At 56.6% G+C, this 25,372-nt stretch carries 20 protein-coding genes and 1 pseudogene; 4 read left to right on the plus strand and 17 right to left on the minus strand.

Annotated features, from left to right (window positions below; all coding sequences use genetic code 11):
• Positions 1-267 precede the first annotated feature (267 nt).
• The 8 genes from RCAS_RS13325 to RCAS_RS25230 all read right to left on the minus strand — a co-directional run bounded on the left by RCAS_RS13325 (position 268) and on the right by RCAS_RS25230 (position 9,343).
• Positions 268-2,085, minus strand: coding sequence for an SLC13 family permease (locus RCAS_RS13325; RefSeq protein ID WP_012121086.1), 1,818 nt, complete (start codon positions 2,083-2,085; stop codon positions 268-270).
• 23 nt (positions 2,086-2,108) lie between these two features.
• Positions 2,109-2,540: an EamA family transporter gene (locus RCAS_RS13330; protein ID WP_012121087.1), complete on the minus strand. Its 432-nt coding sequence runs from the start codon at positions 2,538-2,540 to the stop codon at positions 2,109-2,111.
• A 15-nt stretch (positions 2,541-2,555) separates the two neighbouring features.
• Complete coding sequence (locus tag RCAS_RS13335; protein WP_012121088.1) at positions 2,556-3,074, minus strand: hypothetical protein; 519 nt, start codon at positions 3,072-3,074, stop codon at positions 2,556-2,558.
• 9 nt (positions 3,075-3,083) lie between these two features.
• The gene (locus tag RCAS_RS13340) at positions 3,084-4,130 is read right to left on the minus strand and encodes an AI-2E family transporter (protein ID WP_012121089.1); all 1,047 of its coding nucleotides are present in this window, start codon (positions 4,128-4,130) and stop codon (positions 3,084-3,086) included.
• Positions 4,131-4,137: 7 nt separating this feature from the next.
• Positions 4,138-6,546: a glucan 1,4-alpha-glucosidase gene (locus tag RCAS_RS13345; RefSeq protein ID WP_012121090.1), complete on the minus strand. Its 2,409-nt coding sequence runs from the start codon at positions 6,544-6,546 to the stop codon at positions 4,138-4,140.
• On the minus strand, positions 6,543-7,655 hold the full coding sequence (locus RCAS_RS13350; RefSeq protein WP_012121091.1) for a glucose 1-dehydrogenase: 1,113 nt from the start codon (positions 7,653-7,655) through the stop codon (positions 6,543-6,545). Before RCAS_RS13350 ends, RCAS_RS13345 begins: the two co-directional genes overlap by 4 nt.
• Positions 7,656-7,673: 18 nt before the next feature.
• On the minus strand, positions 7,674-8,966 hold the full coding sequence (locus RCAS_RS13355) for an MFS transporter (RefSeq protein WP_012121092.1): 1,293 nt from the start codon (positions 8,964-8,966) through the stop codon (positions 7,674-7,676).
• Between the two features lie 200 nt (positions 8,967-9,166).
• Positions 9,167-9,343 carry a phospholipase D-like domain-containing protein gene (locus tag RCAS_RS25230; protein WP_012121093.1) on the minus strand — a complete coding sequence of 59 codons (177 nt, stop codon included), beginning with the start codon at positions 9,341-9,343 and terminating at the stop codon, positions 9,167-9,169.
• A gap of 440 nt (positions 9,344-9,783) precedes the next feature.
• Between RCAS_RS25230 and RCAS_RS13360 the strand changes: the two genes are divergently transcribed.
• Positions 9,784-10,347, plus strand: a complete 564-nt coding sequence (locus RCAS_RS13360; RefSeq protein WP_012121094.1) for a PepSY domain-containing protein — start codon at positions 9,784-9,786, stop codon at positions 10,345-10,347.
• Between the two features lie 201 nt (positions 10,348-10,548).
• Here RCAS_RS13360 and RCAS_RS13365 read toward each other — a convergent pair whose 3' ends face one another.
• From RCAS_RS13365 to RCAS_RS13385, 5 genes are all read right to left on the minus strand, one after another.
• Positions 10,549-11,073, minus strand: a complete 525-nt coding sequence (locus RCAS_RS13365; protein ID WP_012121095.1) for a DUF1003 domain-containing protein — start codon at positions 11,071-11,073, stop codon at positions 10,549-10,551.
• 31 nt (positions 11,074-11,104) lie between these two features.
• Positions 11,105-11,866 (minus strand): lysylphosphatidylglycerol synthase transmembrane domain-containing protein, encoded by a 762-nt coding sequence (locus RCAS_RS13370; protein ID WP_157042645.1) that lies wholly within the window; start codon positions 11,864-11,866, stop codon positions 11,105-11,107.
• Between the two features lie 8 nt (positions 11,867-11,874).
• On the minus strand, positions 11,875-12,144 hold the full coding sequence (locus RCAS_RS13375) for a lysylphosphatidylglycerol synthase transmembrane domain-containing protein (RefSeq protein ID WP_157042646.1): 270 nt from the start codon (positions 12,142-12,144) through the stop codon (positions 11,875-11,877).
• A 77-nt stretch (positions 12,145-12,221) separates the two neighbouring features.
• Positions 12,222-13,631, minus strand: a complete 1,410-nt coding sequence (locus RCAS_RS13380; protein WP_012121098.1) for a sensor histidine kinase — start codon at positions 13,629-13,631, stop codon at positions 12,222-12,224.
• The gene (locus RCAS_RS13385) at positions 13,618-14,316 is read right to left on the minus strand and encodes a response regulator transcription factor (protein WP_012121099.1); all 699 of its coding nucleotides are present in this window, start codon (positions 14,314-14,316) and stop codon (positions 13,618-13,620) included. The genes RCAS_RS13380 and RCAS_RS13385 overlap by 14 nt, the downstream gene beginning before the upstream one ends.
• A 391-nt stretch (positions 14,317-14,707) precedes the next feature.
• Here RCAS_RS13385 and RCAS_RS13390 point away from each other — a divergent pair.
• Positions 14,708-15,584 (plus strand): annotated as a pseudogene (locus tag RCAS_RS13390) (IS5 family transposase).
• Between the two features lie 362 nt (positions 15,585-15,946).
• Here RCAS_RS13390 and RCAS_RS25655 read toward each other — a convergent pair.
• Together RCAS_RS25655 and RCAS_RS25660 are read right to left on the minus strand one after the other, a co-directional pair.
• Positions 15,947-16,342, minus strand: a complete 396-nt coding sequence (locus tag RCAS_RS25655) for a class I SAM-dependent methyltransferase (protein WP_198135931.1) — start codon at positions 16,340-16,342, stop codon at positions 15,947-15,949.
• A 63-nt stretch (positions 16,343-16,405) separates the two neighbouring features.
• A complete protein-coding gene (locus RCAS_RS25660; protein ID WP_049768835.1) occupies positions 16,406-16,639 on the minus strand; it encodes a hypothetical protein in 234 nt (77 codons plus the stop codon).
• A 341-nt stretch (positions 16,640-16,980) separates the two neighbouring features.
• Here RCAS_RS25660 and RCAS_RS23375 point away from each other — a divergent pair, with 341 nt between their 5' ends.
• Together RCAS_RS23375 and RCAS_RS26530 are read left to right on the plus strand one after the other, a co-directional pair.
• A complete protein-coding gene (locus tag RCAS_RS23375; RefSeq protein WP_049768836.1) occupies positions 16,981-17,403 on the plus strand; it encodes a site-specific integrase in 423 nt (140 codons plus the stop codon).
• Positions 17,403-17,654 (plus strand): tyrosine-type recombinase/integrase, encoded by a 252-nt coding sequence (locus RCAS_RS26530; RefSeq protein WP_408638389.1) that lies wholly within the window; start codon positions 17,403-17,405, stop codon positions 17,652-17,654. The genes RCAS_RS23375 and RCAS_RS26530 overlap by 1 nt, the downstream gene beginning before the upstream one ends.
• Positions 17,655-18,106: 452 nt before the next feature.
• Here the strand turns inward: RCAS_RS26530 and RCAS_RS13410 are convergent, their stop codons facing one another.
• Both RCAS_RS13410 and RCAS_RS13415 read right to left on the minus strand, forming a co-directional pair.
• Positions 18,107-18,319: a hypothetical protein gene (locus RCAS_RS13410; protein ID WP_012121100.1), complete on the minus strand. Its 213-nt coding sequence runs from the start codon at positions 18,317-18,319 to the stop codon at positions 18,107-18,109.
• A 444-nt stretch (positions 18,320-18,763) separates the two neighbouring features.
• The gene (locus RCAS_RS13415; protein WP_012121101.1) at positions 18,764-25,351 is read right to left on the minus strand and encodes an Ig-like domain-containing alpha-2-macroglobulin family protein; all 6,588 of its coding nucleotides are present in this window, start codon (positions 25,349-25,351) and stop codon (positions 18,764-18,766) included.
• Between the last annotated feature and the right edge of the window lie 21 nt (positions 25,352-25,372).

The raw sequence follows: 25,372 nt of genomic DNA on the forward strand, positions 1-25,372 counted from the left end.
GGCGTGATACATCTCGAACCGATACATCCCGAGCAAGGCGCGCCACGAAGGCTACCGCGCAGCGCGCCTGACAATCGGGGGCGACCGCATTGAGGGATGGCTCTCAACAGCCTATCTGGTGCAAACACGACCGGCACATAGCCGGACACAGAGAGGGTGAAAACAATATCTCAGACGTAAGCGGTTGAAAAAAAGTCCATCGGGCGGGAAAGGCGTCATCGTGATGGTGACACCGATAAGCCGAACCGGATCGACCATCTGAGCTCGTTACGGCGTGATGGAATTGAGGCGCCACACCAGTGGCATCACAATCAGCAAGGTAAGCAAACACACCACCGTCAATCCAAGACCCACACGTAAAAAATCGCCGGAGCGATAATTACCCGGCCCCATCATCAAGCTAACAGGATGGGCAATTGGGGTAAGAAAGGCTGTTGAACAACCGATGGCAACGGCGACAGCAATCGCTTGCGGATTCACGTGGGCATTCAACGCAGCACTGATCGCGATGGGACCGATAATGAGAGGAGTTACTTGTCCGCCGACCAACTGGGTCATGAGGACAGTTGTTAAAAACAGGCCGGTTAGCAATGCCATTGGCCCATAAACCACTAGCTTACTTGTCAATAGCGTCCCTATTTTCGCGCCTAAACCGGTTTCGGTCAGAGCAATCCCTATCGGCAGCAGGCCAGCGATCATAGTTATCACCCGCCATTCGATGGCGCGATAGGCATCATCCATTGTAATACAACCGGATATGATCAACGCTGCGGCGCCGGCCAACATTGCCTCGCCCGTAGCAATCCAGCCAGTTGTTGCCGCAAGCAGTACAACCAGTGTAATGACCCCTGCAATCACTGCTTGCCGCCCAACAAGTTGTTCGGCCGGTTGGGTATGTAGGACGATAAAACCGGGCTCCTCGGCCAATTGTTGAATACGGTCTAATGGGCCAGTAATTAGCAAAGCATCACCGGCGGCAAGCGGTATGGTACCGACGTTGGTACGATAACTGCGGCCTTCACGCCAGAGCGAGACAACGGTCAGCCCGAACTTCGTCCGAAAGCGGAGTTGTTGGAGTGTTTGGCCGGTAAACGGTGCACGCGGGCCAACGATGACCTCAGCTAGCTCAATTGGTAAGTTTAGGTGATGCCCCGGCGTGCTATTGCGTCCGATGATGCAACCAAACTGTTCGAGTTGGGTCACACGATCTTCCCGACCTAATACCAGCAAAATATCCTCACCTCTCAGTTGTTCGGTAGGTGTCGGATGGAAGATTGCGGTGTGACCACGCCAAATAGCGATTACGGTCGTGCCCGTCAGGGCACTGATGTTAGCCTCGGCCAAGGTGGTCCCAACGATTTGGGCGTCTGGTGGTAGCCGTACTTCCCATAAGCGCTGATCGAGCTGATAGATGCTACGGAGGTCAACTACACCCACCGTAGTGAGGGCGGCGGTTTCACGTGCAGGCAAGAGTCTACGGCCGATGAACAGCATGTAGAGCAGGCCGGTAATGACCATCGGCCCGCCCGAAACGAGAAAATCGGCCATTGTCAAACCGCGTTGACCTTGGGCGATCAGATTTCCGCTGAGAATAATGTTGGATGTGGTAAACAGCGTTGCCATACCGCCGAGGAGGGTGCCAAACGAAAGCGGCATTAAAATCTTTGAGGCCGGAATCTGGGCTTGGCGAGCAACCCGAACCGCTGCCGGCAAGAGGATGGCGCCGGCGGCAATGTTATTCATGACCAGGGAGAGAAGGGCGCCAGCGATCATAAAGACGGCGATCATGCGCGTTTCGCTCTTGCCACTGAGACCGGCGAGGTGATGAGCAACCCAGCGCACGGCGCCGGTTTGTTCGAGGGCAGCCGTGATAACCGACAGGCCAATAATAGTGATTACCGCTGAATTGCTAAAACCGCTGAAGGCTTCTTGCGGTGAGATGACGCGGGTCACGCCAAGCGTGACTAAAACGAGCAGTGCGGCTAGATCAGGACGGAGGCGGCCACTGATGATGCAGCCGAGACCGGTTGTGGCAATGATGACCAAAAGGATTTCGCTCAAACTTAGAGGAAAGAGTGATGTCATAACAGTCTGGGCATGGTTTGTAACTACTTCGCAAGTGCGATGATCACTACCCCAGCGCCGACGAACCCTATTCCCAACCATTCGCGCAATGAAGGCCGTTCGGCCAAAAGGATAACGGCAAAGATAGCAACCAGCACCACGCTTAATTTGTCAATCGGGGCGACTTTCGCCGCATCACCTTGTTGCAATGCGCGAAAATAACAGACCCAGGATGCACCGGTTGCTAATGCCGATAAAACAAGGAACCCGAGCGTTTTCGAACCTAACGTGAAAGGATTGGTCCATTTGCCGGTGAACCATACAAAACCTGTCAAAACTACCACAATCACGATGGTACGGATCAGGGTTGCCAGATCGGAGTCGACGCCTTGAATACCGATTTTGGCCAAAATAGTCGTGAGGGCAGCAAACACGGCTGAGAGCAATGCCCATATGAGCCATCCATACGAGTTCATAACGTCTTCCTTCGATTATTGCTTCGCTGCCAACGATGCGATCTCATCGCGGCGAACCGTCAGTGTGACCAAAAATTCGTCGATTGTGGCTACAAGATGAATCGGAATGCTAATATCACGGCTTCCCCACCAATAGCCGCGATGCAACAGAATGGCGACAATCCGCCAATCAGCATCGAGGTGCAAGGCGCTTACCCGGCCGATACGTCCGTTGCTGGCCATCACGCGCGCGTGTCGGCGGAGGAGAGGCAGTTGGATAGCGGTCGATGGTTCTGGATCGAGATGATACATCTCAATCGGCTCGCTAAAAGGATCACACTCGGTGAATTCATCATCCGTTATCGTCAATGTGATGGTATTATCGGTTACGCTATCAATAGCCAATACCGGCACCAATCGCTCGGCTGCGAGTAAGCCTTGTTCTTGTACCAGAATAGAAGTGAGGCGTAGTGATGGACGATCAAAGAATACACCACTCACGACCCCGCAGGGTGTAGTATGGCAGTACACAGTGGCATGAAGTGACAGCAACATAATCCCTCCCTATGAATTGGTCGTCCGATTCGATATCGCAAGGCTACGCCGTAACTCTTGTCCGCATGCTAGAATAACTACCGTGATCGGCACAGCAAAAAACACACCCACCACACCACCGGCTTTTGCTCCTACGAACAAGGCAAGCAACATCAGCGCAGGATGGACACCGATGATCCGTCCGTAGAGTGCAGGGGCAATCACGTGTGATTCAAGTTCAACGACCACCACGTGAAAAACGATGACCCAGACCACCAACCACGGACTCACCGACAAGCTACTAATAACTGCTAATATGAGTGCGAAAGCACCACCCACATACGGTACGATCTCGAGTAAACCACCGACGATGCCGATGGTGAGGGCGAAAGGGACGCCAAGTACGCTCAGCCCGATACTATACACAACCACAAAATAGAGAGCGATCAAGATTTGGGCCCAGACCCAGCGAGTTAAGCGGCGACGTAACCGTTCGATGAAATCTTGCAGTCGCGGTTGAACAGCGGGTGGGATCCAGCTTGCTATCAACCGTTTTGGCAAGCCGGGATCGGTAATGAACAAAAAGCTCAACACGGTCACGATGAGCAAATCGAGCAATAAACCACCGGTACCAAAAAGGATGCGAACCACCGAATCGATAAAGTTACCGAGTTGTTGACCGAGGTTGGGGATCGTGCTCTGGTGCATGCTCAGTACCGTACTGCCGATCACCGGTAGACCGGATACCCATGTGGTTACTTGTTGGAACAGGTGTGGTCCTTGGCTGCGTAATGCTTGTGCTTCGATGCGGATCACCGGGATCAAAAGTTCGATTAGCGCGATCAACACTATACCACCGAGGATATACACGGCAAGGACGGTGATACCACGGGGCACATGCCAATGGGCCAGCCGCTCGGCAATTGGAGCAATCGCCAAGCTCAACAACGTAGCGCCAAAGAGGATACCAACCACTTCGAGCAACAGCGTCGCATAATGAATAATCAGCCAAGCAGCTACCACGGCACTGAGTAAACCAATCCAGCCGGCAACATGACGAATGATAAATCGGCTCATATCGTCACTACTCTCCGCTTATGCCGGATGCTTCGATCTGCACTGTGTAATCGCGCCCTTCCCACCGTTGTTGATCGATCCAGTACAGCGTAAACACGATCTCAGTCGCAGGCGCCAACGTTTCGGTCGGTAAATCAGCGAAAAAGGTCCCCAGTCCGCTAGCAGCCGTCGTGGTATCGTGAATCGTCTGCCAGTGATCGGCGCTCCAGTGGATCATCGCAGCGGCATTCAGATCGATACGTAACGTCATCCCTGCCACTATTCGCCGTCGTTTTTGGTTCGGACGCCAGATGGCAATCTTGCTCTGCACCTGCCGACTGAGATACCGCTGTGCGGTCACTCGTGGCATGTCAAACAGACGTTGGTCGGCAAGAGAACGGCAAAGTTTAAGGTGTTCGGCATGAGCCCACGCGAGCGGCATGGCTGACCCCGCTGGCCGGCCAAAAAAAAGCTCTCGTTCGGGAATGTCGGTACTGTCCCACACCTGTTCGGGAAGGAAACCACCTTCGTTCGCGAACGCTTCCAACGTTATGAGCAGTCGTTTCGCCGCTTCAACTCGCTCGGCTGCAAGTTCGTAGTGAGCGCGTTCACCGGTCAGTAACGGCCATCCACGACCGATACCGGTGCCGTCAAATGGAGCACCATCTTGATGTTCACCGTAACCATCGTCGGTGTACCGTCGCCACACCGGTCCACACGGTGTATCGATCTTCAATAGTGCGTCGATGACCTGTACTGTATTTACAATCCGTGGATCGTGTGGGTCGCGCAAGCCGAAACGCACAAGGGCTAAAGCATCAGGACTGACGATATAGCTCAGCGGTGCGTTGGCTTGGTCGGGTGGACGATTCTTAATCGGCACGTAGCCTTGCATTGGTGAAGCCGCTTCGGCGACATCGGGTGGTGCAATCCGTACATAATACCCCGTTACTCCGACACGATGGGCAAGATCGGTTCCGGTCACGTAGCACCAGCGGTCAATATCGGCATTCCAGCTATCGGCTGTGGTGCGGAGATAGTCAGCGATAGTCGGTTCACCATACTGTTCGGCCAGTTCGGCGGTCACGAGCAGGGCAGCAATTTCCACTGCTAGTGTAAAGGGTGAGTAGCCGGCGTTCTCCTCCCAGCGATCTTGGGCGGTGACCGGTCCATTGCGAACAAGGAAACTCGCCGCGCGTCGAACCATTGGCCAATAGCGGTAAACGGTAGCCGGATCAATCGCGCCAGTCGTTACTGCCAGGTCGAGGAGTAAGATAGGAAATGCCGTTTCGTCCATTTGAATACCGTTCCAGTACGGTATACCGTCGAGCCACATATTTTGCGGCCAGTGTCCATCGGGTTCTTGGGTAAGGGCAAGATAATTGAGAATACGCCATGCATCATCATTGGCTCCGATTGCCAGTAGTCCACCACCAATTTCGACCAGATCGCGCGGCCACACCAGATGATAACCACCGAGGTCATCATCACCTTTGGCCATACCCCATGGAATAGAGAGGCTGGCGATACTTCCACCGGGAAATTGCTTCGATTCATGTACCCGTAACACCATCGCGCTCACCTGTTGATGAATGGTGGTCAGAGCAGTGAGCGTTTGTTGCCACGTTTGCCAAGCCTGGATGTACGTAGCGCAGACGGAGTCGAATTCGTCGCTCAGACCGGCACGGGCATGCCACGCCGCTTCAGCCCATGTTTGACCGAAGCCAATCGCGATAGTAAACTGCCCGTGACATGCCATCACATCGATCCCGCCGGTCAGGGCCACATTGCCGTTTTCTGCCCGTTCGTAAAGAGTTGTCAGTCGATAGTTACGGACCAAATCTTGCCAGCCATCAGAGCTGCCGACAAACCCGACCGAGCGTGCTGTCCACGGGGCCGAGCAAGCTACAGCCAAGGCAAGACCATACCGCTCGGCAAAGAGCATCGGCAATCCTTTGTAGTCACCGATCCATGCCGTATTCTCAGCACCACGATTACCGATATGCGGAGCCAGTAATACAAACACCGAATACTGATCAAGCGAACCTTGCAGTGGAGTAAAGGTAATCTGCTGCAACACCGCGTTGTACATTGGATGGGTGATAACCATTTTCTCGATCTGATAGCGATGTTGTTGGCATCTGTTCACCAATCGGTAAGCCGGCACACCTACGGCCAGCATCGTAACGATGCTGGTGGTATGACGTTTCTCTTCAGAGAAAAACGAATGACCATCGGTGACAATCAAGCCACAATCGCGGGTGCAAGCTTGATCAATCCGCGGATAGTAGATCTCGTTGAGAATACCGTGGCTAATCGTAAACCAGACCCGGCTGGCCGGGTTTAACGCAGTTCCGATCCCGGTTTTGGCGCTCGAAGTCCAGCGTGCCGGAATACCGGGCCAACCGGGTGCATAGCGTACCGTTGTTTGTGTCATTGAGATTGCTCCCATTCCAACACAATTTTGATGTCATGAGGGTCGTGCTGCTGAAAAGCATCGGGAAACGCAGTATACGGGTATCGATGGCTGATCAGGTCATTGAGGATTGGACCCCAACGGTAGTGGGCCTGGAGTAAATCATCAACAGCCAGTTGAAAATGGTCACGAGCGGCATTCACGCTGCCGACCATCACCTGATTGTTCAAGACAAGCCGACGCATCAATTCAGCGCCGGCGACCTGGAGAGGGCGATCACCACCGGGGATACCGGTCAGGACGTACATACCATCAGGGGCCAGTGCGTCGAGAAGATTAAACTCAATCGCCGGTACACCGGTCGCTTCGAGGATGAGATCCATCATACCGGCGATCTGGGCGATCTGGCCGGGTGGAACTGTACGGCCATCAAGGTAGTGACCACCGATTGTTGCTAACCAGCGTGGACGGGTAGTGCTAGCGTCGACGATATCGAGACCGTAAACTTCGGCGCCACGCAGACGGAGGGCAAGGGCAGCGAGCAGCCCAATCGGGCCGATACCGGCCACCAGACAGCGGCGACCAAAAAGCCAGTTCGGGGTGGCCGGTGCATCAGGTAACCGGGCTTGTTGAATGCGGATCGCTTCGTCGATGGCTTTCTCAGCTACCGATAGTGGTTCGAGCAATACACCTACTGCTTCGAGTTCTGCCGGTACCTTCACGACATATGCTTCCGTATCGAGCACCAGTTCGGTTTGATACCCATCCAGACCCCAAATCCCTCGCTCACGATAATTCCCGGTGCGGCACATATCAGGACGGTTCATCAGACATGGCAAACACTGCTTGCAGCCGCGCCGAACAGTAAAGACGGCAAAATCGCCGACATGCACTCGTTGTACGGCCGAACCGACTGCCTCGACGCGGCCAAACATTTCGTGTCCGATTACTAAGTCAGTCGCATGATCACTAGCTTTTGCCCTACCACCACTAACAATCTCGCGATCGGTGCCACAAATACCGACCCGTATGATTCGTACCAGCACCTCGTCGGGTCTGGTTATCTCCGGTTGAGGGCGCTGAACTAAGCGAATCCCTGCCGATCCGGGTTGCACCGCGAGCGCATCCATATCCCATTCCTCCGTAGGTTAGGATGCCGCTTGAGGGGGAGGCCGCAGTATGTAAGTACCCGCTGCCCCACATGCGACCCCTAAAGCGGCCCATGCTATCACTGCCGGATACCCAAATTGCACGGCAATCCAACCACCGAGGCTGGCGCCGATAATATTGGCGAGCGCCGATATAGCATTGAACAGTCCGATACTTTCACCGCCTTCAACCGGTGATAATAGAGCTGTTAAATCGGTTGCGCTTACACTAATGAAAGACCATGAAAGTACAATGATGATAAATATGGTAATAACCGGAACAAATCCAACCGAAACATTCCCAATAAGCCACAGCAATGCACATGCACCGGCCCGCACAATCAACGCATACCGAACGACGGCAAGCGGTCCAATCCGATGCATGAGGTCGCCTGCCGGTGCGTACAGCAACAGCCCAAGAGCGGCTGCTACCGCGAAACCACCTGCCGCGACAGAGGGGGCTATGCTGAAGACTTGTTGCATCACAATCGGATAGAGCGCAAAGAATGCTCCGGCGCCGCTGGCCGCCAGCAGCCATACTCCCAACCATACGCTCAATGGCGTCGTCAGTATTCCGTTCCTATTGCAGATGAGCGTTGGGTTCAGGTGGTGCAATAGCTGATATGGTGAGCTAAACATACCATCAGTATGCTTTGGGTGATGCCGAAGAAGCGGTATAGTCGGTCGCGCAGCCGACGGTGTGCGCACAAAGCGCCAGGCAATCCCCATGCCGATGAAGCAACACAACGCAGTAATCCCGAACCCTATTCGGAGATTGGCTTGACCGAGGAATGCCGTGATCAGCAAGCCGAACACTTGACCACCACCATACGCTGTCTGTAGCCAGCCAAGCCTCTCATCCCATTCGGTGCGCGGGAAGCGTTCGATGATGAGCAGATTGGCGATGGTTGCAGCAGCAATCGCACCCAGATTAAGCAGCAGCGCTATGACCGCCCATAGCACGGCGTTGGTGACGAACATGAAAATGGTTGTGCCAATAGCAGTTAACGCCATCCCACCAGCGATAATTTGTCGGTGCCAACGATACCGATCGGCAAGCCAGCTCCACAGCGGCGCGAGTAATCCGCTCGCATTTAACGCTGCCATGACCAGGCCCACTTCGGCTGCCGTTCCCTGTTGATGAACGAAGAGCGGGATCAGGATCGGCAGCAAACCGGCGCTAACGGCGCCGAGTAGCGTATAAACGGCATACCACGGCTCGATCCATGCCCGCCACGATGGGGAAGTGCTTGATTGGTGCGATGTCGATTCGAATGAAGATTGTTCGGACATAAGTGTGCGATGTCACGGTTTCGCGGATTCGATCCTCAAAACCGGTGAAGTGCGTGACAATCGTGTGAAGGATCGGCGAATCGTGGGTGATGTAACAGCGGTAGTTGAGATCACGACAGTCATAATTATACCACGAGCAATTATGGCTAAGTACATTAGTAGTTATTGAGGTGCTGCTGTTAGACGGGTAGGATGCTCGATCAGGGCTTACTAGAGCGGTTGCCGCATCCATAATGTAGTTCTGCCGGTTGCAAGCGGGCGACATAGTCGGCAACGATCCAATACAGTGCAGTAACAGTAGCCGGTTCGTAGATGATCAGTGAGATCTCCATATCCAGCGTATACAGATGCACGTCGAGATTACTAACACCGATCAATGCAATTCGATCATCGATAACGATTGCCTTGGTGTATAGAACGCCGGTTACCGGTATTGGAGCATCTCAACGCCGGTCCGCAATAACGCTTTGTAATGAGAGACTTGGGCATGGGCTTACACGCAGCCGATCAACAGTGGCAGAGTTGATGAACGTTACCTGCATGTCCCAGAGTGTAGCACCGGTCATCAAGCGTATCAGAGCCTCTCAACGGTCAAGTGATGAGCAATAGACAAGGTGTTTCTCCCTCTACTAGAACGTCTGGGAAGCTCGGTCGGTTACGGATCGAGCGGGTGTTTTCCTCGGCGGCAGAATTGCCATGATGAATCACTCCTTTATTTTCGCTTCATGCTCGTTTCATGTGTTCGTTGTATTGTGTGTTCACATCACTGATGGAGTGATGCAATGCGGTAAAGGACAACAACAAAGGAGGCAGAACAATGAAACGATGGATACGTATCTTCGCTCCGATGGTCGCGCTGGCGTTGGTGGTGGTGGCTGCGATTGCCGCGTTGGGCAATACCAATGTGCAAGCGCGACGTGCCGATCCGGTATCGGCTGTAGTCGTAGCTCAGGCACAGCCGCAAGCGCCGACAGTGACCGTTGAGCCGGATGAGGGTAGCGAGACGCCCGACGCTCAGGAAGGGCCGGAGACGCCCGACGCTCAGGAAGGGCCGGAGACGCCCGATGCCCAGGAAGGGCCGGAGACGCCCGACGCTGATGAATCGGCTGAGGCGGCTGCCTTAGCGAGCAAAGTCGCGATTAGCGAGCAACAGGCGGTTGCCACAGCATTGGCTGCTAATCCCGGCGCCACGATGGTCAAGGTCTCGTTGGACAATGAAAACGGGGTGATCGTCTACAGTGTTGCGTTAGACAACGGCGCCGATGTGAAAGTTGATGCGATTACCGGACAGATCACCTCTGTTGATCAGGCGGGTGCAGAGGAAGAAGGGAACGATGTCGAGCATGTTGATGAAACGCCCACCATTTCCGTTCAGCCATAATTCGGTGAAGATTTGCCGGGTAAACCGAGTACAACAAGGTTGAACAACGTAGGTAGGTACGTACCGTATACCACGTAAGCTGAAGGGGGGCTAGCGCGCTAGCTCCCCTACTACTACGGGGCTGAACGATGTGGTATCAGGCAATGGGGTAGTGGCGGGTTCATCCATCATCTCCATAACGATGTGCGAACCCTATAGGGATTAGGACTGCTCGGTCTCATTGGTCGTCTGCGCAGTGAATGCCGGTATAGGTGGTAGTTGGTCGGTCGGTATTCCGACTTTGATCAGCAGAGTATGCAACAGCGCGTTTTGATACTCAAGATGTTGCAATATCGCGTCAATTTCGCGTTCAGCGCGGAGGTTAATTTCATAATCGCTTTGAGCACGCAGTTCGGCATGGCGTCCTTGAAGATTTTGTCCGACCATTAACAATGGCATCAACAAGATTTGAATCATATTTGAAATAAAGAGCCAAAAAACAAAAGCCATCGGTGGATCAAACTGAAGCGGCTTAGGTGCGAGTATATTCCATCCCAGCCATAACACCGTCCAGATAAAAATAACCAAAAAGAAACCCATTGTTCCGACTCGCTCGGTGATAAATAATGCCAATCGATCAAGACGACCTATTTGTTCACGATGCTCGCGATTGACATCGCGTATCGGTTGGCGTTGGCGACGTAATTCACGTAAGGTATGCGGCAGTTGCGGGAGATGGATATGCATTGTCACCTCCTTGAATATGCGATCACGGTCATCAACGATGGGACAGCGATGATTTCGGTTTGACCAGACGGTACATAGCGACGGTCAGCAAGCTGGGTAACCAGAAGGTCAAAATCCGGTAGATGAGCGTCGCGCTTAACGAGACAGTGGGGGAAATACCAAGACGTGATGCAACCAAGACAAGGGTTGATTCAAACGAGCCACCGCCGCCGGGCAGGGGCGCCAGTGCCGCAAAAAGACTGGCGAGGCTATAACTTAGGATTACGACCGATAGGTGTGGGTCACTCCCAACCGCGCGAAAAATGCAGTAGAGCGTCAGTATATCGAGACACAAAACGGCAATCTGAATTCCCGATAATCGTGAAAATGCCTTTGGTCGATGAGCAACAAGTGCTTTTCCACGGTACACTTCGTCAAGAAACTGTTCAACCTGATTTGTTCGCCACTGCCGGTGCAAGTGGCGGGTCAGCCATTGTTGAACAGCAATTGCTTTCCGCGTGAAATCGGCGCGATCACGCTGTAGCCCCCAGAGATACATTCCGGCAACAACGACGATCAGCGCAATGATCCCGACTTCGGTAATTTGACTCACGCTGAAATCGCGATGCGTCAAAAGATAGGCCAGTCCAAAACCGACTAAGCCAAAGAACGCAGTCTCATACGTCAGTGCATCGAGGGCAACGGCGATAGTGGTAATGCCCTCCGGTACACCTCGGTGGCGAAAGACGTGGAGGAGAAAGGCGCTCATTGCTACCGGACCAGCCGGAAATGCCATGTTGATCACAACCGTCATTTGTGCAATCAACCAGAACTGATCGCGCGGATGCGATGACCGAGCATCTGGAGGATGCCGGCATACACTATCGCCGTGCCTAACGGTGTAAGAACTTTACAGATGACAGCGGCTGTCAGCCACCATTGATTAGCCGTCGCCAGTACTTGGTGTAGTTCTTGCAGGTCGACAGAGCGTAATGCCAGGCCTAAGACGATCCCCAGGCCGCAGACACCAACGACATACTGAATCCAGTTCTGCCGGACCTCGTGGTATACGTTAACAAACGGCTCTGCCATAATCACGGTTGATGTCCAAGGGTCATGCTGGCACATTATACCATCTTGCCAAGATGGTAATTGCACCTGGTTGGGCATCAACCGAGATCGGTCGGGAGGTTCACAGTAAAGGTCGTGCCGTGGCCCAATTCACTCGTAACGGTGATCGTACCGTGATGGAGCCGCACGATCTCGCGGGCGATTGCAAGGCCAAGGCCGTTACCATTACCACTGCGGGCAGGATCAACACGATAAAAACGCTCGAAGATAAAGGGAAGATGTTCAGGCGCAATACCGATACCGCTATCGGTTACTGTGACCGTGACCTGATCACCGGTACGAAAGGCGCGGAGGGTAATCGTACCGCGGGGCGTATATTTGATCGCGTTATCAAGTACATTGAGCCAGAGGCGAATAAGACTATCACTATCACCTACCACAACTAAGTTGGGACTAATCTCGGTAACGATGACCAACCCACGCTCTTCGGCAAGAGGACGCATCGTTTCGGTGACATCTTCGAGCAGGAGTGATAGGTTGACCGGTGTGTGTGTAGAGCGATACCGGGTTTCACTACGTGTCAGTTGCAACAGATCGTCGATCAAGCTGCGAAGACGGCGAGTTTGCACCAATAAATCATCGAGCGCTTGGGTATATTCGGTGACACTGCGTGGACGTTCACGGGTCACGGTAATAATCGCTTCCATAGCGGCAACCGGTGTACGCAATTCGTGCGACGCATCGGCGGTAAATTGCCGTTCACGCCGAAACGCATCTTCTAGTCGGGCGAGCATACTGTTGAACGTAGCTGCCAGCCGACCAACTTCATCGTCAGTTGGTGGTAAGGTGATGCGGGCATGTAAATCGGTGGCCGAAATCTGTTGAGCAGTACGGATTATGTTGGTGATAGGCTGTAATGCCTGTGCAGCTAACCAGTAGCTCGCCAATCCGGTCAGCACGGTGAGAGCAGGAATACCGATTACGAACGCGGTTTGGAGTTGCTGTAGCGTTTCTACTACCGGTTCAAGCGACTGTATGATCTGGATTAAGCCAACCGATTGGCTGTGTTCGTATACCGGAACGGTATAGACCCGCACTGCTGTCCGATCGGGAAGGATCTGCGTATGCCACACTGGTGTACCAGAGCGTGCTCGTAAACTGACCGGATCGACCGGTGCATGTTGATAAGCGCCGACCGCTTGCCGAATCGCACCGGTGCGGTCGAGAACCCGGATCGTTAGCCCTTGGGTTTGCAATTGCGCCAATAACGTCGGATCGGACAGATGCTCATCGAGTGTGATCTGACCATCTTCGATATTGACCTGCTCGCCACTGAGACTGGCCGTGATTTGGAGAGCGCTAGCTTGGAGGCCGGTATCAAGTGACTCGGACAAGCCTTGAGCGGTTTGCCAATAAACAAACCCACTAAAGAGCAACAGTGTGACACAGAGCAACCCGCCCGTCCAGATGGCAAAGCGTACGCGTAATGTCGTACTACGTTGGATCATGCTCGTGCTCGGCTTCGTACCATAACCGATATCCGGCCCCCCGTACCGTCTGAATGAGTTTCACCGGGAAGGGATCGTCAATTTTGCGACGCAGATTACGAATATAGACATCGATGACATTCGATTGATTAAATGTGTCGTAGTTCCAGACGTGTTCGGCAATCATTGTCCGCGTCAGGAGTCGGCCTGATGCTCGCATTAAACACTCAAGTATGGCATACTCTTTAGCGGTCAATTCAATGTACTTTCCGCCACGACTGACACGACGGGTAGCAGTATCAAGCATCAGATCGGCAATGTGCAGCACCGGCGTTTTCGGCGCATCGGTACTCCGCCGCGCAAGCGCGCGTAGACGAGCTAACAACTCTTGGATCGCGAACGGTTTGACCAGATAATCATCAGCGCCACTGTCAAGACCACGCACGCGGTCGTCAATCGAATCGCGGGCTGTTAGCATCAGCACGGGCATACGAAAACCACGAGCGCGCAATTCACGACAGACGGTGAGACCATCGATCTGAGGCAGCATCAAATCGAGGATCACCAGATCAAACGGCGCCGCATCCAGCCAGTCAAGCGCTTCCCGACCATCATAAGCGACATCGACGGCATAACCTTGCTCTTCAAGACCTCGTTTGATATAACCGGCGATGGCACGTTCATCTTCAACAATCAGTACTCGCATTGGTATCTCGGCGTTAGCGGTCTGCTTCCAGTTTGCTCAAGCATAGCACCCGAAAATGAAGCGGAGATGAAACGCGGTGATTTGTAGGTGTGTTATAGTCTACCGAAGGAATAGCGCTTTGACAACGATGGTTTATCCTTCTCGGATCTATCGAACAATTAACCTCTGCACGAGGTCACTGATAGGTATGACTCGTGCAGAGGTTCGGTGAGCCACTCAGCAAACGCAACGGATACCTAGAAGAGCGCATTGGCGATGGCATCTGAGCTACTCCCGATGAAGATTGGTATAATGCAATGACGTGCTACTTCAGGATCAAGCGATAAAACAACGCGAAGAGTGAGCCTAATTAGAGCCTGTTATGCACTTTTCGGGATGGTAAACTCTGGGAATGACCAGAAAACCATACCCAAGCGATGGAACTGACGAAGAATGGGCGTTTGTTGCGCCCTATCTCGCCGTGATGCGAGAAGATGCTCCGCAGAGAGAACACGACGTGCGAGAAGTGTTCAATTGTTGCAACAGGGGTGAAGTAGAATAGGTGATGACCGCAGAGAGAACACGACGTGCGAGAAGTGTTCAATGGGCTGCGCTGGATAGTCCAAACGGGTTCGCAGTGGCGCATGACGCCCAATGATGTGCCGCCGTGGTCCGCCGTGGACCAACAAACGCAACGTTGGATGGCAGCAGGCGTTTTTGAAGACATGGTCCATGACCTGCGCGCCTTGATCCGCCTGGCAAAAGGCAAGCAAGAGCGGCCTACAGCCGCCATTTTCGATGGTCGCACCGTGCAATCCACTCCAGAAAGCGGCAAAAGAGCCGGCTATGACGGTTATACACGCAGGAAAGGCGGCACAATGCACCGTGCAGCAGATACCCTGGGTTTCCTTCTGGCTGCGTACGTCACTCCAGCCGACGAACAGGAACGTGCACACGTTCAGGCGTTGGCGGAAGCGGTGCAACAAGCAACACAGGATTCTGTCGAAATCGCATATGTCGATCAGGGCTGCACTGGCGACGAACCCAAACAGGATGCCCAGAGAGCAGGCATTGAATTGGTTGTCGTGAAACGACCGGAAGCCAAGAAGGGCTTCGTCCTTTTCCCCAGAAGACGGACGGTGGAACGGAGGTTTGCTTGGACCACGCATTTTCGTCGCCTGGCTCGTGACGTTGAGCGACTGCCTGAAACCTTTCGTAGCCTTCACGTCCTGGCGTTTGCCATCCTGATGGCACAAACGTTCGTCAAAACCATTGCTCATATACTCTAAAGTTCATAACAGCCTCTAGCCTAACGAGGTACTAGGTTTGCTTCTGGCTACGCGCATCACTGCCCGTCACTGTCCGACAAATGACCGCTACCCACCCGGGCCGCAGCCCTTCGCAAGCGCTTTATCCCACTGACCCCGCGTCGCCCTGTCGCTCATCCTGACCGAGACGGTGCTGCTCTGTCCTTCCGGAGCCTGCGCCACTGACCGCCTACACATCACAGAGCGATTGTGCTGCGACCGAACCGTAACATCACGAGCAGCCTTCAACAACTCAACGCCTGTTTGCGTACGAGCCTGCCCAACGGCCAAGCTCACCTGCCGCTATGGAGCGCAGCGGAAGAGCGGTCAGGTGAAGCGATTTGTTAGGGTGTCTTTTCAAAAAGACAATATAGATACATTTGCTCCACTCCTCCCGGTGTGATGTGTAATTCTTTAGACTTCTTCTTAAGCACAAACGCTGATCCTAGGATTCTTTCAAGTTCTTCAGATGAGTATCGTTGCACAGGTAGACCGCTGCATTTGAGAGGGACTTTCACCGAAAAGGTAGCCATAATCACGTGGCCTCCACGGTCCGGGGGCTGCGGCGCGGGCGCTGCTGGACGCACTTCCACCGAAAAGGTAGCCATAATCACGTGGCCTCCAGGTCTCAATGCCTTTGAAAGATTCTCTACATATCGTTGTTGCTGTTCTGAAGAAATCAAAAAGTGAAACGCTGCCCGATCGTGCCATAACTCGTAATGATGGGCCAGGATATCCATAGAAGTTATATCGCCTTCTATCCAAGTAACCAATGCCGCTCTTTCGTCCAACCGTATTCTTTGTTATGTCAAAGCTGTCTTTGACAGATCAATCACAGTTATCGAGCGATAGCCGATCTCCGGCAAGTCATCAACTAGCGTTGAGGCGCCGCCACCGACATCAATGATATTCGCATCTTTGCTCAAAGAGAGTTCACTTATCCAATTCACAGAAGTCTCCAAATGAAGTTTGTACCAACCGACTTGATCCGGCTGATTTGTTGAGTAAATCTTTTCCCAGTGGTCTCGTTGGGACATCTGTATTCTCCTTTCAGCCTAACATAAGTAGACCGACCGCGTCCGCCTATTCCAGTCAGTACTACGTTAGACGGACAACTGTTCGCCTATTCCCACCCCACACAGCGTTCGGACGCCTATTCACCCCTGTACCACATTAGACGGACAACCGTCCATCGAACCCCGCCCCGTACCGCGTTCGGCCGCCCTTCGTCCGCCTATGCCCGCGCGTGCTCTGAGAGAGGGATACCCTTCGCTCCTGAAACTCACGCACGACTCTGCCGCATCATTTGTGTGCGTTGCGCGGTCCATGAGTTGTGATGAGTATAGGTCACTCTTTATCCAATGGAAAGGGGTTCCAAATGTCCTCTTCCGGCCATCCGCTCAGACTGCTCGATCAGGTGCGCGGCGCGCTGCGCCGCAAACCCTCCTCGCTCCGCACCGCAGCGGCGTCTATCGGATGGGTGCGCCGGTTCATCCGCGTTCATCACCTGCGCCATCCGCGCGCAATGGGATCGCGTGACATTGGCGCCTTCCTGACCTGCCTGGCCGTCGAAGCGGAGGTTGCCGCTTCGACCCAGAACCAGGCGCTGAGCGCCGTGTTCGTTCGGGATTGCGAGGCGGTGCAGATCGCGCGTGACGCCGATCTCTCAATAATGCCAATGACCTGTGACCATCCGGCATGGTCGCCCCAAGCAGCGCGAGGGGTCGTGCGCGACCCGCGCCGATTCCGCGCTGCGCTCGGAAGGACACGAATGCGGCATCTTCACTCGTCATTGGTATGATGCGCCATCATCAAGACGAAAGCGGGTTGCAGAAGGCTGTCCGGCGGGCGGCGCAGCAGGCCGGTGTGCAGAAGCGCGTCACCTGCCACACGTTTCGCCATCGCTTCGCCACGCATGTGCGTGAGGCTGGCGATGATATGCGCACCGTGCAGGAGCTTCGGGACCACAAGGATGGGCAGACTACGATGATTGACACCCACGTCCTGCGCCGCGGACTCGGCGCAGTGTGCAGCCCCCTCGACGATGCGTGAGGTCCGTCGGGTCTCGCCCCTTGTCCGCCCGCGCGACGTCTACGGTTCCCGTTTTTCCTACTTCCCCACCCCTACCGCCGCGCGGTGCATGCGCCCATCCTCTTCCGCAGATCAAACGCCAGCGCCCCCTAAGTGGACAGCACGCATGAGCAGAGCAGGCATGCACGGCGTTGGGATGAGCCGTTTTACCCTCACCCCCCGCCCCTCTCTCGCGCGCGGGAGAGGGGAGACCGGCGCCGTGTTTGATGCCGCCCCCCTGTGAGCGCCGGTGTCCGCTCGGTTGTTCTGTCCGCTCCTAAACGCGCCGCCGCGGTTGCCCACCTCGGACCTCGCGGCCCGAAATCCCGGTACCGACCCCAGCGGTGTGAAGCCGATCTCTCACGAATGCGCGTGTGCGGACTCTGCGCCTGATCGTGCAGCAAGAGACATGCCGAATAGACCACGCCTGGCGGTTACCGCTCCCAGCTTTCCTCTTCCCAGCCGTACTCAATGCCATACTGCTGCAAGAGCGCCTGTAACCGCGCGTCGGTCTCGATCAGTTCGGTGATCCTGCTGACCGCTGCGTTCAACACATCGCGCGTCATCTCATGGTTCGCTGCCGCGTCAGCGGGAACATCGAAGAGGATCGTGAAGGTATGGCGGATGTAATCATCGTTGATGGTCATTGTAACGCCCCGCATTCATCATTCATCATTCCGCATTCATCATTTATGGCGGATGTAATCGTCGTTGATGGTCATTGTAATACCAATTGCCTGTGAACATCCGGCATGGTCACCCCGAGCAGCGCGAGGGGTCTGGCGCGACCCGCTCAGATTCCTCGCTGCGTTTACCCTGAGCGAAGCGAAGGGCTCGGAATGACAAGCGTGCGGCATCTTCAATTCAGATTCCTCGCTGCGCTCGGAATGACCCGCATGCGGCATCTGCAATCGTCATGGGTATAACCCACGCTGCGCTCGGAATGACCCGCATGCGGCATCTGCAATCGTCATGGGTATAACCCCCTCGTGAACGATGACCGTCGCCTGACCGGCGTCCCTGGGGGACGCCCCGACAATCGGACGTCCCCGCGAGGACTGCCGCGCCCGTGACGATCATCTCCGCCAGCCCTACGGCGCAACGACGGTAAACGACGCCCCCGCGCTTCTGCCGAACTCTTCCGGCGCATACGCGCGGTATGCGGTTGCCGGCGGCGCGGCGTATATGCCGGGAACGGTCGCGCGCGCCAGATAGGTGTAGGTGTACGTTCCCTTTGGCAGATCGGTGGCGAAGAGCGCCACCCGCCCGGCGCGCACTTCGGTGTGTCCGAAGTGCCACCAGTATGGCTGCTCCTCGCCCTCCGGCATCAACTCCGCATCACGCACTGCTGCCGTCGTCGTCTTCAGGCTGGTGTCGAGTGCTTCCAACCCGCCGGGCAGGAAGTCTTCCACCGTCAGGTAGCGCACATCGGTGGGAATGCTCAGGGTGATCCGTACCTGAACGAGATCACCCTGCCGCGCCTGGGTGATCAACTGTCCCGTTGGGCTAAGGGTGTCGCTGGCGACGGCGATGTACTCGCGCTGCACGCCGAACCCCCGGTCGAGCGCCTGCGCACCGGCGGCGTCTTCGCGGTAGCGCACACGCAACGTGTAGTACAATCGCCCCTTGCCACTCTGATCGGCGGCTGCCTGCCGCTGCAACAGCACCTGACTCCCTTCAGGCTTCAGATCGGCGCCGGCAATCGTAACCCGGTCGGTCTCGCGCAAGGTTGCCGGTGAAACCACTGCTTCACGAATGGTGCGCCCGTCGAGTGCGACACGATAGCGGTAGTCGGCTTGCAAGTCGCCGGTTTGTGCCGCATACTCGGCAAGCGCAAGCACTGCTCCAGCAGAGTCGTAGGTCGTGCGCCAGATGTCGCGCTCACGTTCTCCCATCAGCCAGCGCGCCGCGCCGGGGATCAGGAAGTTCTGCGGATCGGTGCGCAAAAGCGAGCGAAGAGCCAGTCCGGTGGCGGTTACGTCGCTGTCGAGCGCCCAGAGTGACATCCCACCCACTTCCCAGTGGGCGTCGGAAGTGGTCAGCACTGCGCTTCCCATCAGTTCGGCAATCAGCGTTCGGATACGGCTTTCCTCGCTGCCGGCCGCCTGAAGGGTCATCAGCAGGTGCGCTTTCCCTGCGACATTCAATGCGCTGCGCTCGTTGTACAGATTGACCGCCCGCCCACGATCCGGCTTGCCTGCCTCGCCAAGAACGAACAGCACATACGCGCGGGTATTCGGATCGCTCAATGGCGAACGCAGTGATGGCGCAGCATCGAGCGCTTCGGTCAGGAAGACCATCGCGCGGTCCAGTATCGCCGGATCGACGGTGAAACCGGCGCGCTGCGCTTCAACCAGACCCTGAACGGCGTAGGCGGTGAGATAGGGATCGCTCTCGTCGGCGTTCCACCATCCCCAGCCGCCATCGATCTTCTGGAGAACGGACAGACGTTGCACGCCGACTGTCAGACTGCGTTCGAGTGTTGCGCGCAACTGCGGATCGTCGAATCCCGCCTGTTGGAGCAGACGGTAGGCAGCGGCAGCCGGCATGAAACTGCTGACCGTCGCTTCGCTGCTGAGGTATGGCGACCGCGCTAATTGCTCGACTCCCCGCGTGATACCCGCCACCAGCGACGGGGTCAACTCCAGTTCGACGCGCGCATCGGCTGCCGCTTTTTCTGGCGGCAGTTGGACCGTCTCAACCACCTGATCGAGCACCTGCCCGGCGCTGGCGGTCGCTTCCGCTGTCGTCAGGAAGCGTAGTGGAACACGCGCCTCAACCGCATCGTCATAACCGCCGCCGCTTGCGCGTAACGTCAGAATGGCTTCATCGGCATCGCCGGGGGGCGGATTGACGCTTGCCTGCCAGCGCACCAGTGCCGTGCTATTCGCCGGAACATTCACGCGCTGCTCCAACGGTCCTTCAACCGTCAATGCAGGGTTCGGCGTCACCTGCACCGTCGCTTCAATGGCGGCATTGGTCGTGTTCTGCACCACTGCCTGCAACACCGGACGGTCGCCGACGGTCAGAGCGCGCGGCAGCGTTGGGCGGAGCAACAGCGGCTTGCTGGCGACAATATCAACGGTCTGTTCGCCAACCAGGGTGTCGGCGGTTATCGCCCGCGCCGTCAAACGCCAGGTCGTCAGGTTGTCCGGGAGGGTCACGCTGAACTGTGCCGTACCGTCATCAGCAGTGACGAGCGCTGGGTTCCAGAACGCGGTGTCCGGGAAATTGCGTCGCACATCCAGCGGCGCTTCGAGACCGCCGCCCCCTCCCTTGTCTCCTGGCTGCAACCGTAGCGTCACCCGATCCACGAGCACTGTCAGCGGGCTGGAGGTGAACACTCCCAGCGCGCGCTGATCGTAGAATGCCTGGCGTAGCGACGGGTTGGGGTCATTTGTCAGGGTCAGCACCGCCTTATCGACCAGCGCCAGCGACACCTCGGCGCGCACCCCCTTGCCGGTGTAGTCGGTCGCCTTGAGCATGTAGGTCACAGTGTCGCGCGGACCGACCTGCGTTTTGTCGGGTGTGAGGGTAATCGTCAATTCCTGGCGCTCGGTCGAGACCGGCAGTTTCACGATACCGACACGCAGGTCGGGCGCGGCTGGCGCGTCGGGATTACTGCCGTCTCCTGCCGCTTTGATCAGGGTCAGCGCAGCGTATACATTTGGCGCATACTCATCGCGGATCGGCACCTGGAGCACACCGGTGGTTCCCTGGAGCGTGAAGGTGCGATATTCGATCACGCTGCCGCGCTCAATCGTGAGCAGGGCGGTCATATCGGGATAGGGCGCGGTTACCAGAATGGTCGCCGTATCGCCCGGTTTGTAGAGGCGCTTGTCGGCGATCAGATCGACGCGGTTGCTGTCGTTGATCCCCCAGAAGACGTTGCCGCCCTCAGCCCATGTATAGGCGCCTGTTTGCACGGTGCGTCCGGCGTCGTCTTTCCCTTTTCCAACAAGACGGTATAGTCCACCCTTCATCGGTGTGAACTGCACCTGCCCGCGCCCCTGTGCATCGGTTCTCGTCGTGCGCGTTTCAACAAGCGTGTCGGTGTAGGCGGATGTCCAGTAGAACCGTCCGTCGGCGCCCTGCTCGCGCACACTGTACCATTCGCGCTGGTATATCTCCACATCGACGGCGCGATTCGGCGCCGGATCGCCCTGTGGCGTCAGGGTGACAATCGAGACCTGTTGTGGCTGCCCGGCGCGCGCGACATATCCTTCTGGGCGCAGACCGATGTAGAACGCGCCGCCATGGACGGTGACCGTCGCCTGCGAAGCGATCACCTGCCCATCGACATCGGTCACTTCGACATCGAGCATCAACACCTGGCTGCCGGTGCGCAGACCGTTGCCCGTCGGCTGGCGATCATACACCGACGCCGGGAGGGTCAGGGTGAAGCGTCCCTGCGCATCGGTTGTTCCTTCACCATCGGCAATCAGATCGCCGAACATGAAATCCTGGCGAAAAGCGTACCAGGCATAGGCGTCATCCGTGTCGAAGAAACTGAAATTCGGCGCATTGTCGCTGGAGAAATAGAAGGGCTGCGACAGCAAGCGCCAGCGCACCGGCGCATTGGATGGCGCGCCGCCGGCGAAGTACGCCGCCTGCACGGCGACATTCAGCGGATCGCCGCGCAGCAGGTCGGACGTCGAAGGCGTGAGCGTTACTTCAAACGCCGGCACGCGATACTCTGCCACCAGAAAACTTCCAAATACCACCGGTGCGTCGCTGAGGTATCCCTGCGGGCCGCCAAGCCGCGCGACCATCGAATACGAACCGAGCGGCGCGCCCTGCGCCAGCGGCAGGTCGGTCGTGAACGTGCCGAACGGGCTGAAGGTCAGCGTGGTCGAAAAGATGGCGCTCCCTTCAGGATCATTCACTTCCACATACGCGCGATCTCCGACGCCGGGCAGCACATACCGTTCTACCTGACCCTGTCCCGTGCCAACGGCAATGCCGCGCAACGCTCCGCGCACGTGTACCGTCTGCCCTGGGCGATAGATCGGCTTGTCGGTCAACAGGCTGCCGGCGAGCGTGCGCGATCCGTAGTCTGCCATTAATCCGAAGTTCCAGGGACTGATACCGCTCTCCCAATCGCTGGTTGTGAACGTGACCGTCCTGCCACTCTCTGATGACCAGAGAAAGATCGCCCCATACCCCCGCCCATCAAACGGCGCGACCAGCACGCCATCGGCGCCGGTGCGCCCGAGGTTGACCGGCGTATCGATAGAAGCGGCCCGATCATAGCGGTATGTTGCGGCACGCACTTCCAGACCGGGAACCGGTTGCCCGGTTGCCAGATCGACTGCCCAGACGAACAGGCGATCCGCGCTGCGCTTGACGGTCAGCGCATATGGGCTGACCACCATGACCTGGCGATCGACCAGATTGCCAAAAGCGCGCAATTCCAGATAATAGACCCCCGGAGCGAGTGGTCCAACCTCCACGAAGCCGACGCGCCCACGGTTCCGTTCCCCGCCAAGTGGTTGTGTTCCCTGGGAGACCAAATCGCTTACCGATGGCGAGAACGACTCCCAATCCTCATAACTGGATATGAGCAGAGCGGCCGCTTCCGGCGTCAACCGCGCGATCCGCCACTCCACGTCAGGGACGTTCACCCACTGAAGTGGAACCCGCACGTTATTGACGGCGCGGTAGAACCCTGCGCGATAGGCGCCGATCAACCCGACAAACGGTTCACGCGGACCGGTGCGGAAGGTCACTGTTGCGTCCTGACCGAGCGCCATGCCATAGAGGTCACGCGCAGCAGCGCCGACGGTGATACGATACTCCGTTTCGGGTTCAAACTGACTGTAGATGTAGAAATCTGTCTCATAGGAAGAAGTGAACACATCTGTCAGCTTCGGCTCAATAACCAGCGCGCGACCAACGGTGTCCCAATCCATTGGTGTGCTAAAGATCAACCGAATGCCGCCAGCGCTGGGAGAAAAGGTGGCGCCCGGCGCCGGATCGGTCATGACGAGCGCCGGCAGCGGTGCAACCCGGAAGGAACTGCTGAACGGTTGATCCAGTACGCCATTGCCGCGCGCCGACCGCGCGCCGGCATCGATGACGACGCGATAGTCAACGCCGCGCTCCAGTGGCGCATCGGATCGGAAGATCGCACTGGTTCCGCTGACGGCGATTGTTCCGGCAACCTGCGCGCCGTTGTCGGCGCGTATAACGCGCAGTGCGCTACGCAGCGATGCCAGGTCCATCGCCTGGTTGAATGTCACCGTCACCGGGGTCGTTGGCGCAGCATACGCCGATGTCGGCTGAACATCGTTCACTGCCGGATCAATCGTGCGGAACGACCAGACATACTCGTTGCGCAGCACGCCGCCGGTCTGGTCGGTCAACCCCGCCGCCACCCGCACCCGATAATCGGTTGACGAGTCGAGGGGGACCGTCGGAGAAAAAACGAACGTCGACGTATCGATCCAGCGCGCAACACCCTGCACCGGCGGCTCAATCGTCGCCGCCACGGGCAATCCGCCGCTCCCAGCAACATCAACTACCGGCACGACCGGATGATTGAAGCGCACGCTAATGCGCTTGATGTCAACAGGAACGTCGCGTGTATCGCCGGCAGGCTCAACCTGTTGCACTTCCAGATCGCCGATGACGACAAACGTCCATTCAAACGGTTTGGCGTTGAGGATGGCGCCTGTTCGGGTATTGACGCCGGGTTCAAGCATCGCCCGATAGCGCACGCCGCGCTGGAGCGGCGCTGCGGGCTTAAAGCGAACGCCGCCCTCAAACGTTTCGACCGTCCCTGCGACTGCCGCACCGCCTGCGTCGAGGAGGCGAAAACTCGCGCCAACCGAGGCAGGATCGATGTCACGATGAAGACGAATCTCGATAGGACGATCCGCTGCAACATCGATTTCGCCGTCAAACGGACGTGTGCCGATCAGCAACTGTGCTGCGGTCGTAAAACTCCAATTGACCGGTTGTTCCATCCGCGCTGCGCCGTCTGGGGTCAGATCAGCACGCAAGGTGACACGATACGTCGTTGCCAGGCGCAATCCGTCCTCTGGCGAAAAGCCGAAGCGCGTCGGCGAAAGCCAGCGTCCAACGCCATTGACCGGTTTCGGGTCGCTGCCCGCAGTGAGTGTCAGCGGCTGCGGCAACTCATCGGCGCGGCGCGGATCGTCAGCCGCTGCTGCGATAGCCTCGGCGCTCACTACCGGCGCATTGAACTCGACCATAATGAGGGTCTCGAGCGGAACATCGGCGCTGCCGTCAGCGGGAAAAACCTCGCGCACGGTAACATAGGGCGCGGTGCGGAAACGGACCGTCTGCGCGCTCTCGGTTGCGCGCCCAAGCGCATTGCGCACACCGGCGCCGACGGTCAGTGTATACTCCGCGCCGTACTGCAACCCGCCGGTCGGACGCACCAGCGCACTATTCCCCTCCATGTCGATAGTGAGGTCAACCGACGGCTCAATGCGCAACACTGCGGCAAGCGAGTCTTTCTGGACCGGTTGGCTGAACTCGATGCGCAACGGCGCCTGTGGGTTGACCATCTCTGCGCCATCCGGCGGCTCGATGCGCACGACCTGCGGTGCGCTCAGAAGGAGCGGACCCGCAAGAACAGCGGCGATAATCAGGATCACCCCGATTCCTGCCGCAATGATCGCGCGCAGTGGGAATTGTGGATTCTGTTTCATTGTTTATTCCCTTTATGTCGT

The sequence above is a fragment of the Roseiflexus castenholzii DSM 13941 genome (genome assembly GCF_000017805.1).
GTDB lineage: Bacteria > Chloroflexota > Chloroflexia > Chloroflexales > Roseiflexaceae > Roseiflexus > Roseiflexus castenholzii.

Excerpts from the sequence above, each read along its gene's own strand:
- RCAS_RS13325 (WP_012121086.1), bottom strand. The coding sequence starts at position 2,085 with ATGACATCACTCTTTCCTCTAAGTTTGAGCGAAATCCTTTTGGTCATC.
- RCAS_RS13330 (WP_012121087.1), bottom strand. The coding sequence starts at position 2,540 with ATGAACTCGTATGGATGGCTCATATGGGCATTGCTCTCAGCCGTGTTT.
- RCAS_RS13335 (WP_012121088.1), bottom strand. The coding sequence starts at position 3,074 with ATGTTGCTGTCACTTCATGCCACTGTGTACTGCCATACTACACCCTGC.
- RCAS_RS13340 (WP_012121089.1), bottom strand. The coding sequence starts at position 4,130 with ATGAGCCGATTTATCATTCGTCATGTTGCCGGCTGGATTGGTTTACTC.
- RCAS_RS13345 (WP_012121090.1), bottom strand. The coding sequence starts at position 6,546 with ATGACACAAACAACGGTACGCTATGCACCCGGTTGGCCCGGTATTCCG.
- RCAS_RS13350 (WP_012121091.1), bottom strand. The coding sequence starts at position 7,655 with ATGGATGCGCTCGCGGTGCAACCCGGATCGGCAGGGATTCGCTTAGTT.
- RCAS_RS13355 (WP_012121092.1), bottom strand. The coding sequence starts at position 8,966 with ATGTCCGAACAATCTTCATTCGAATCGACATCGCACCAATCAAGCACT.
- RCAS_RS13360 (WP_012121094.1), top strand. The coding sequence starts at position 9,784 with ATGAAACGATGGATACGTATCTTCGCTCCGATGGTCGCGCTGGCGTTG.
- RCAS_RS13365 (WP_012121095.1), bottom strand. The coding sequence starts at position 11,073 with ATGCATATCCATCTCCCGCAACTGCCGCATACCTTACGTGAATTACGT.
- RCAS_RS13370 (WP_157042645.1), bottom strand. The coding sequence starts at position 11,866 with ATGACGGTTGTGATCAACATGGCATTTCCGGCTGGTCCGGTAGCAATG.
- RCAS_RS13375 (WP_157042646.1), bottom strand. The coding sequence starts at position 12,144 with ATGGCAGAGCCGTTTGTTAACGTATACCACGAGGTCCGGCAGAACTGG.
- RCAS_RS13380 (WP_012121098.1), bottom strand. The coding sequence starts at position 13,631 with ATGATCCAACGTAGTACGACATTACGCGTACGCTTTGCCATCTGGACG.
- RCAS_RS13385 (WP_012121099.1), bottom strand. The coding sequence starts at position 14,316 with ATGCGAGTACTGATTGTTGAAGATGAACGTGCCATCGCCGGTTATATC.
- RCAS_RS25655 (WP_198135931.1), bottom strand. The coding sequence starts at position 16,342 with ATGGATATCCTGGCCCATCATTACGAGTTATGGCACGATCGGGCAGCG.
- RCAS_RS25660 (WP_049768835.1), bottom strand. The coding sequence starts at position 16,639 with ATGTCCCAACGAGACCACTGGGAAAAGATTTACTCAACAAATCAGCCG.
- RCAS_RS23375 (WP_049768836.1), top strand. The coding sequence starts at position 16,981 with ATGTCCTCTTCCGGCCATCCGCTCAGACTGCTCGATCAGGTGCGCGGC.
- RCAS_RS26530 (WP_408638389.1), top strand. The coding sequence starts at position 17,403 with ATGCGCCATCATCAAGACGAAAGCGGGTTGCAGAAGGCTGTCCGGCGG.
- RCAS_RS13410 (WP_012121100.1), bottom strand. The coding sequence starts at position 18,319 with ATGACCATCAACGATGATTACATCCGCCATACCTTCACGATCCTCTTC.
- RCAS_RS13415 (WP_012121101.1), bottom strand. The coding sequence starts at position 25,351 with ATGAAACAGAATCCACAATTCCCACTGCGCGCGATCATTGCGGCAGGA.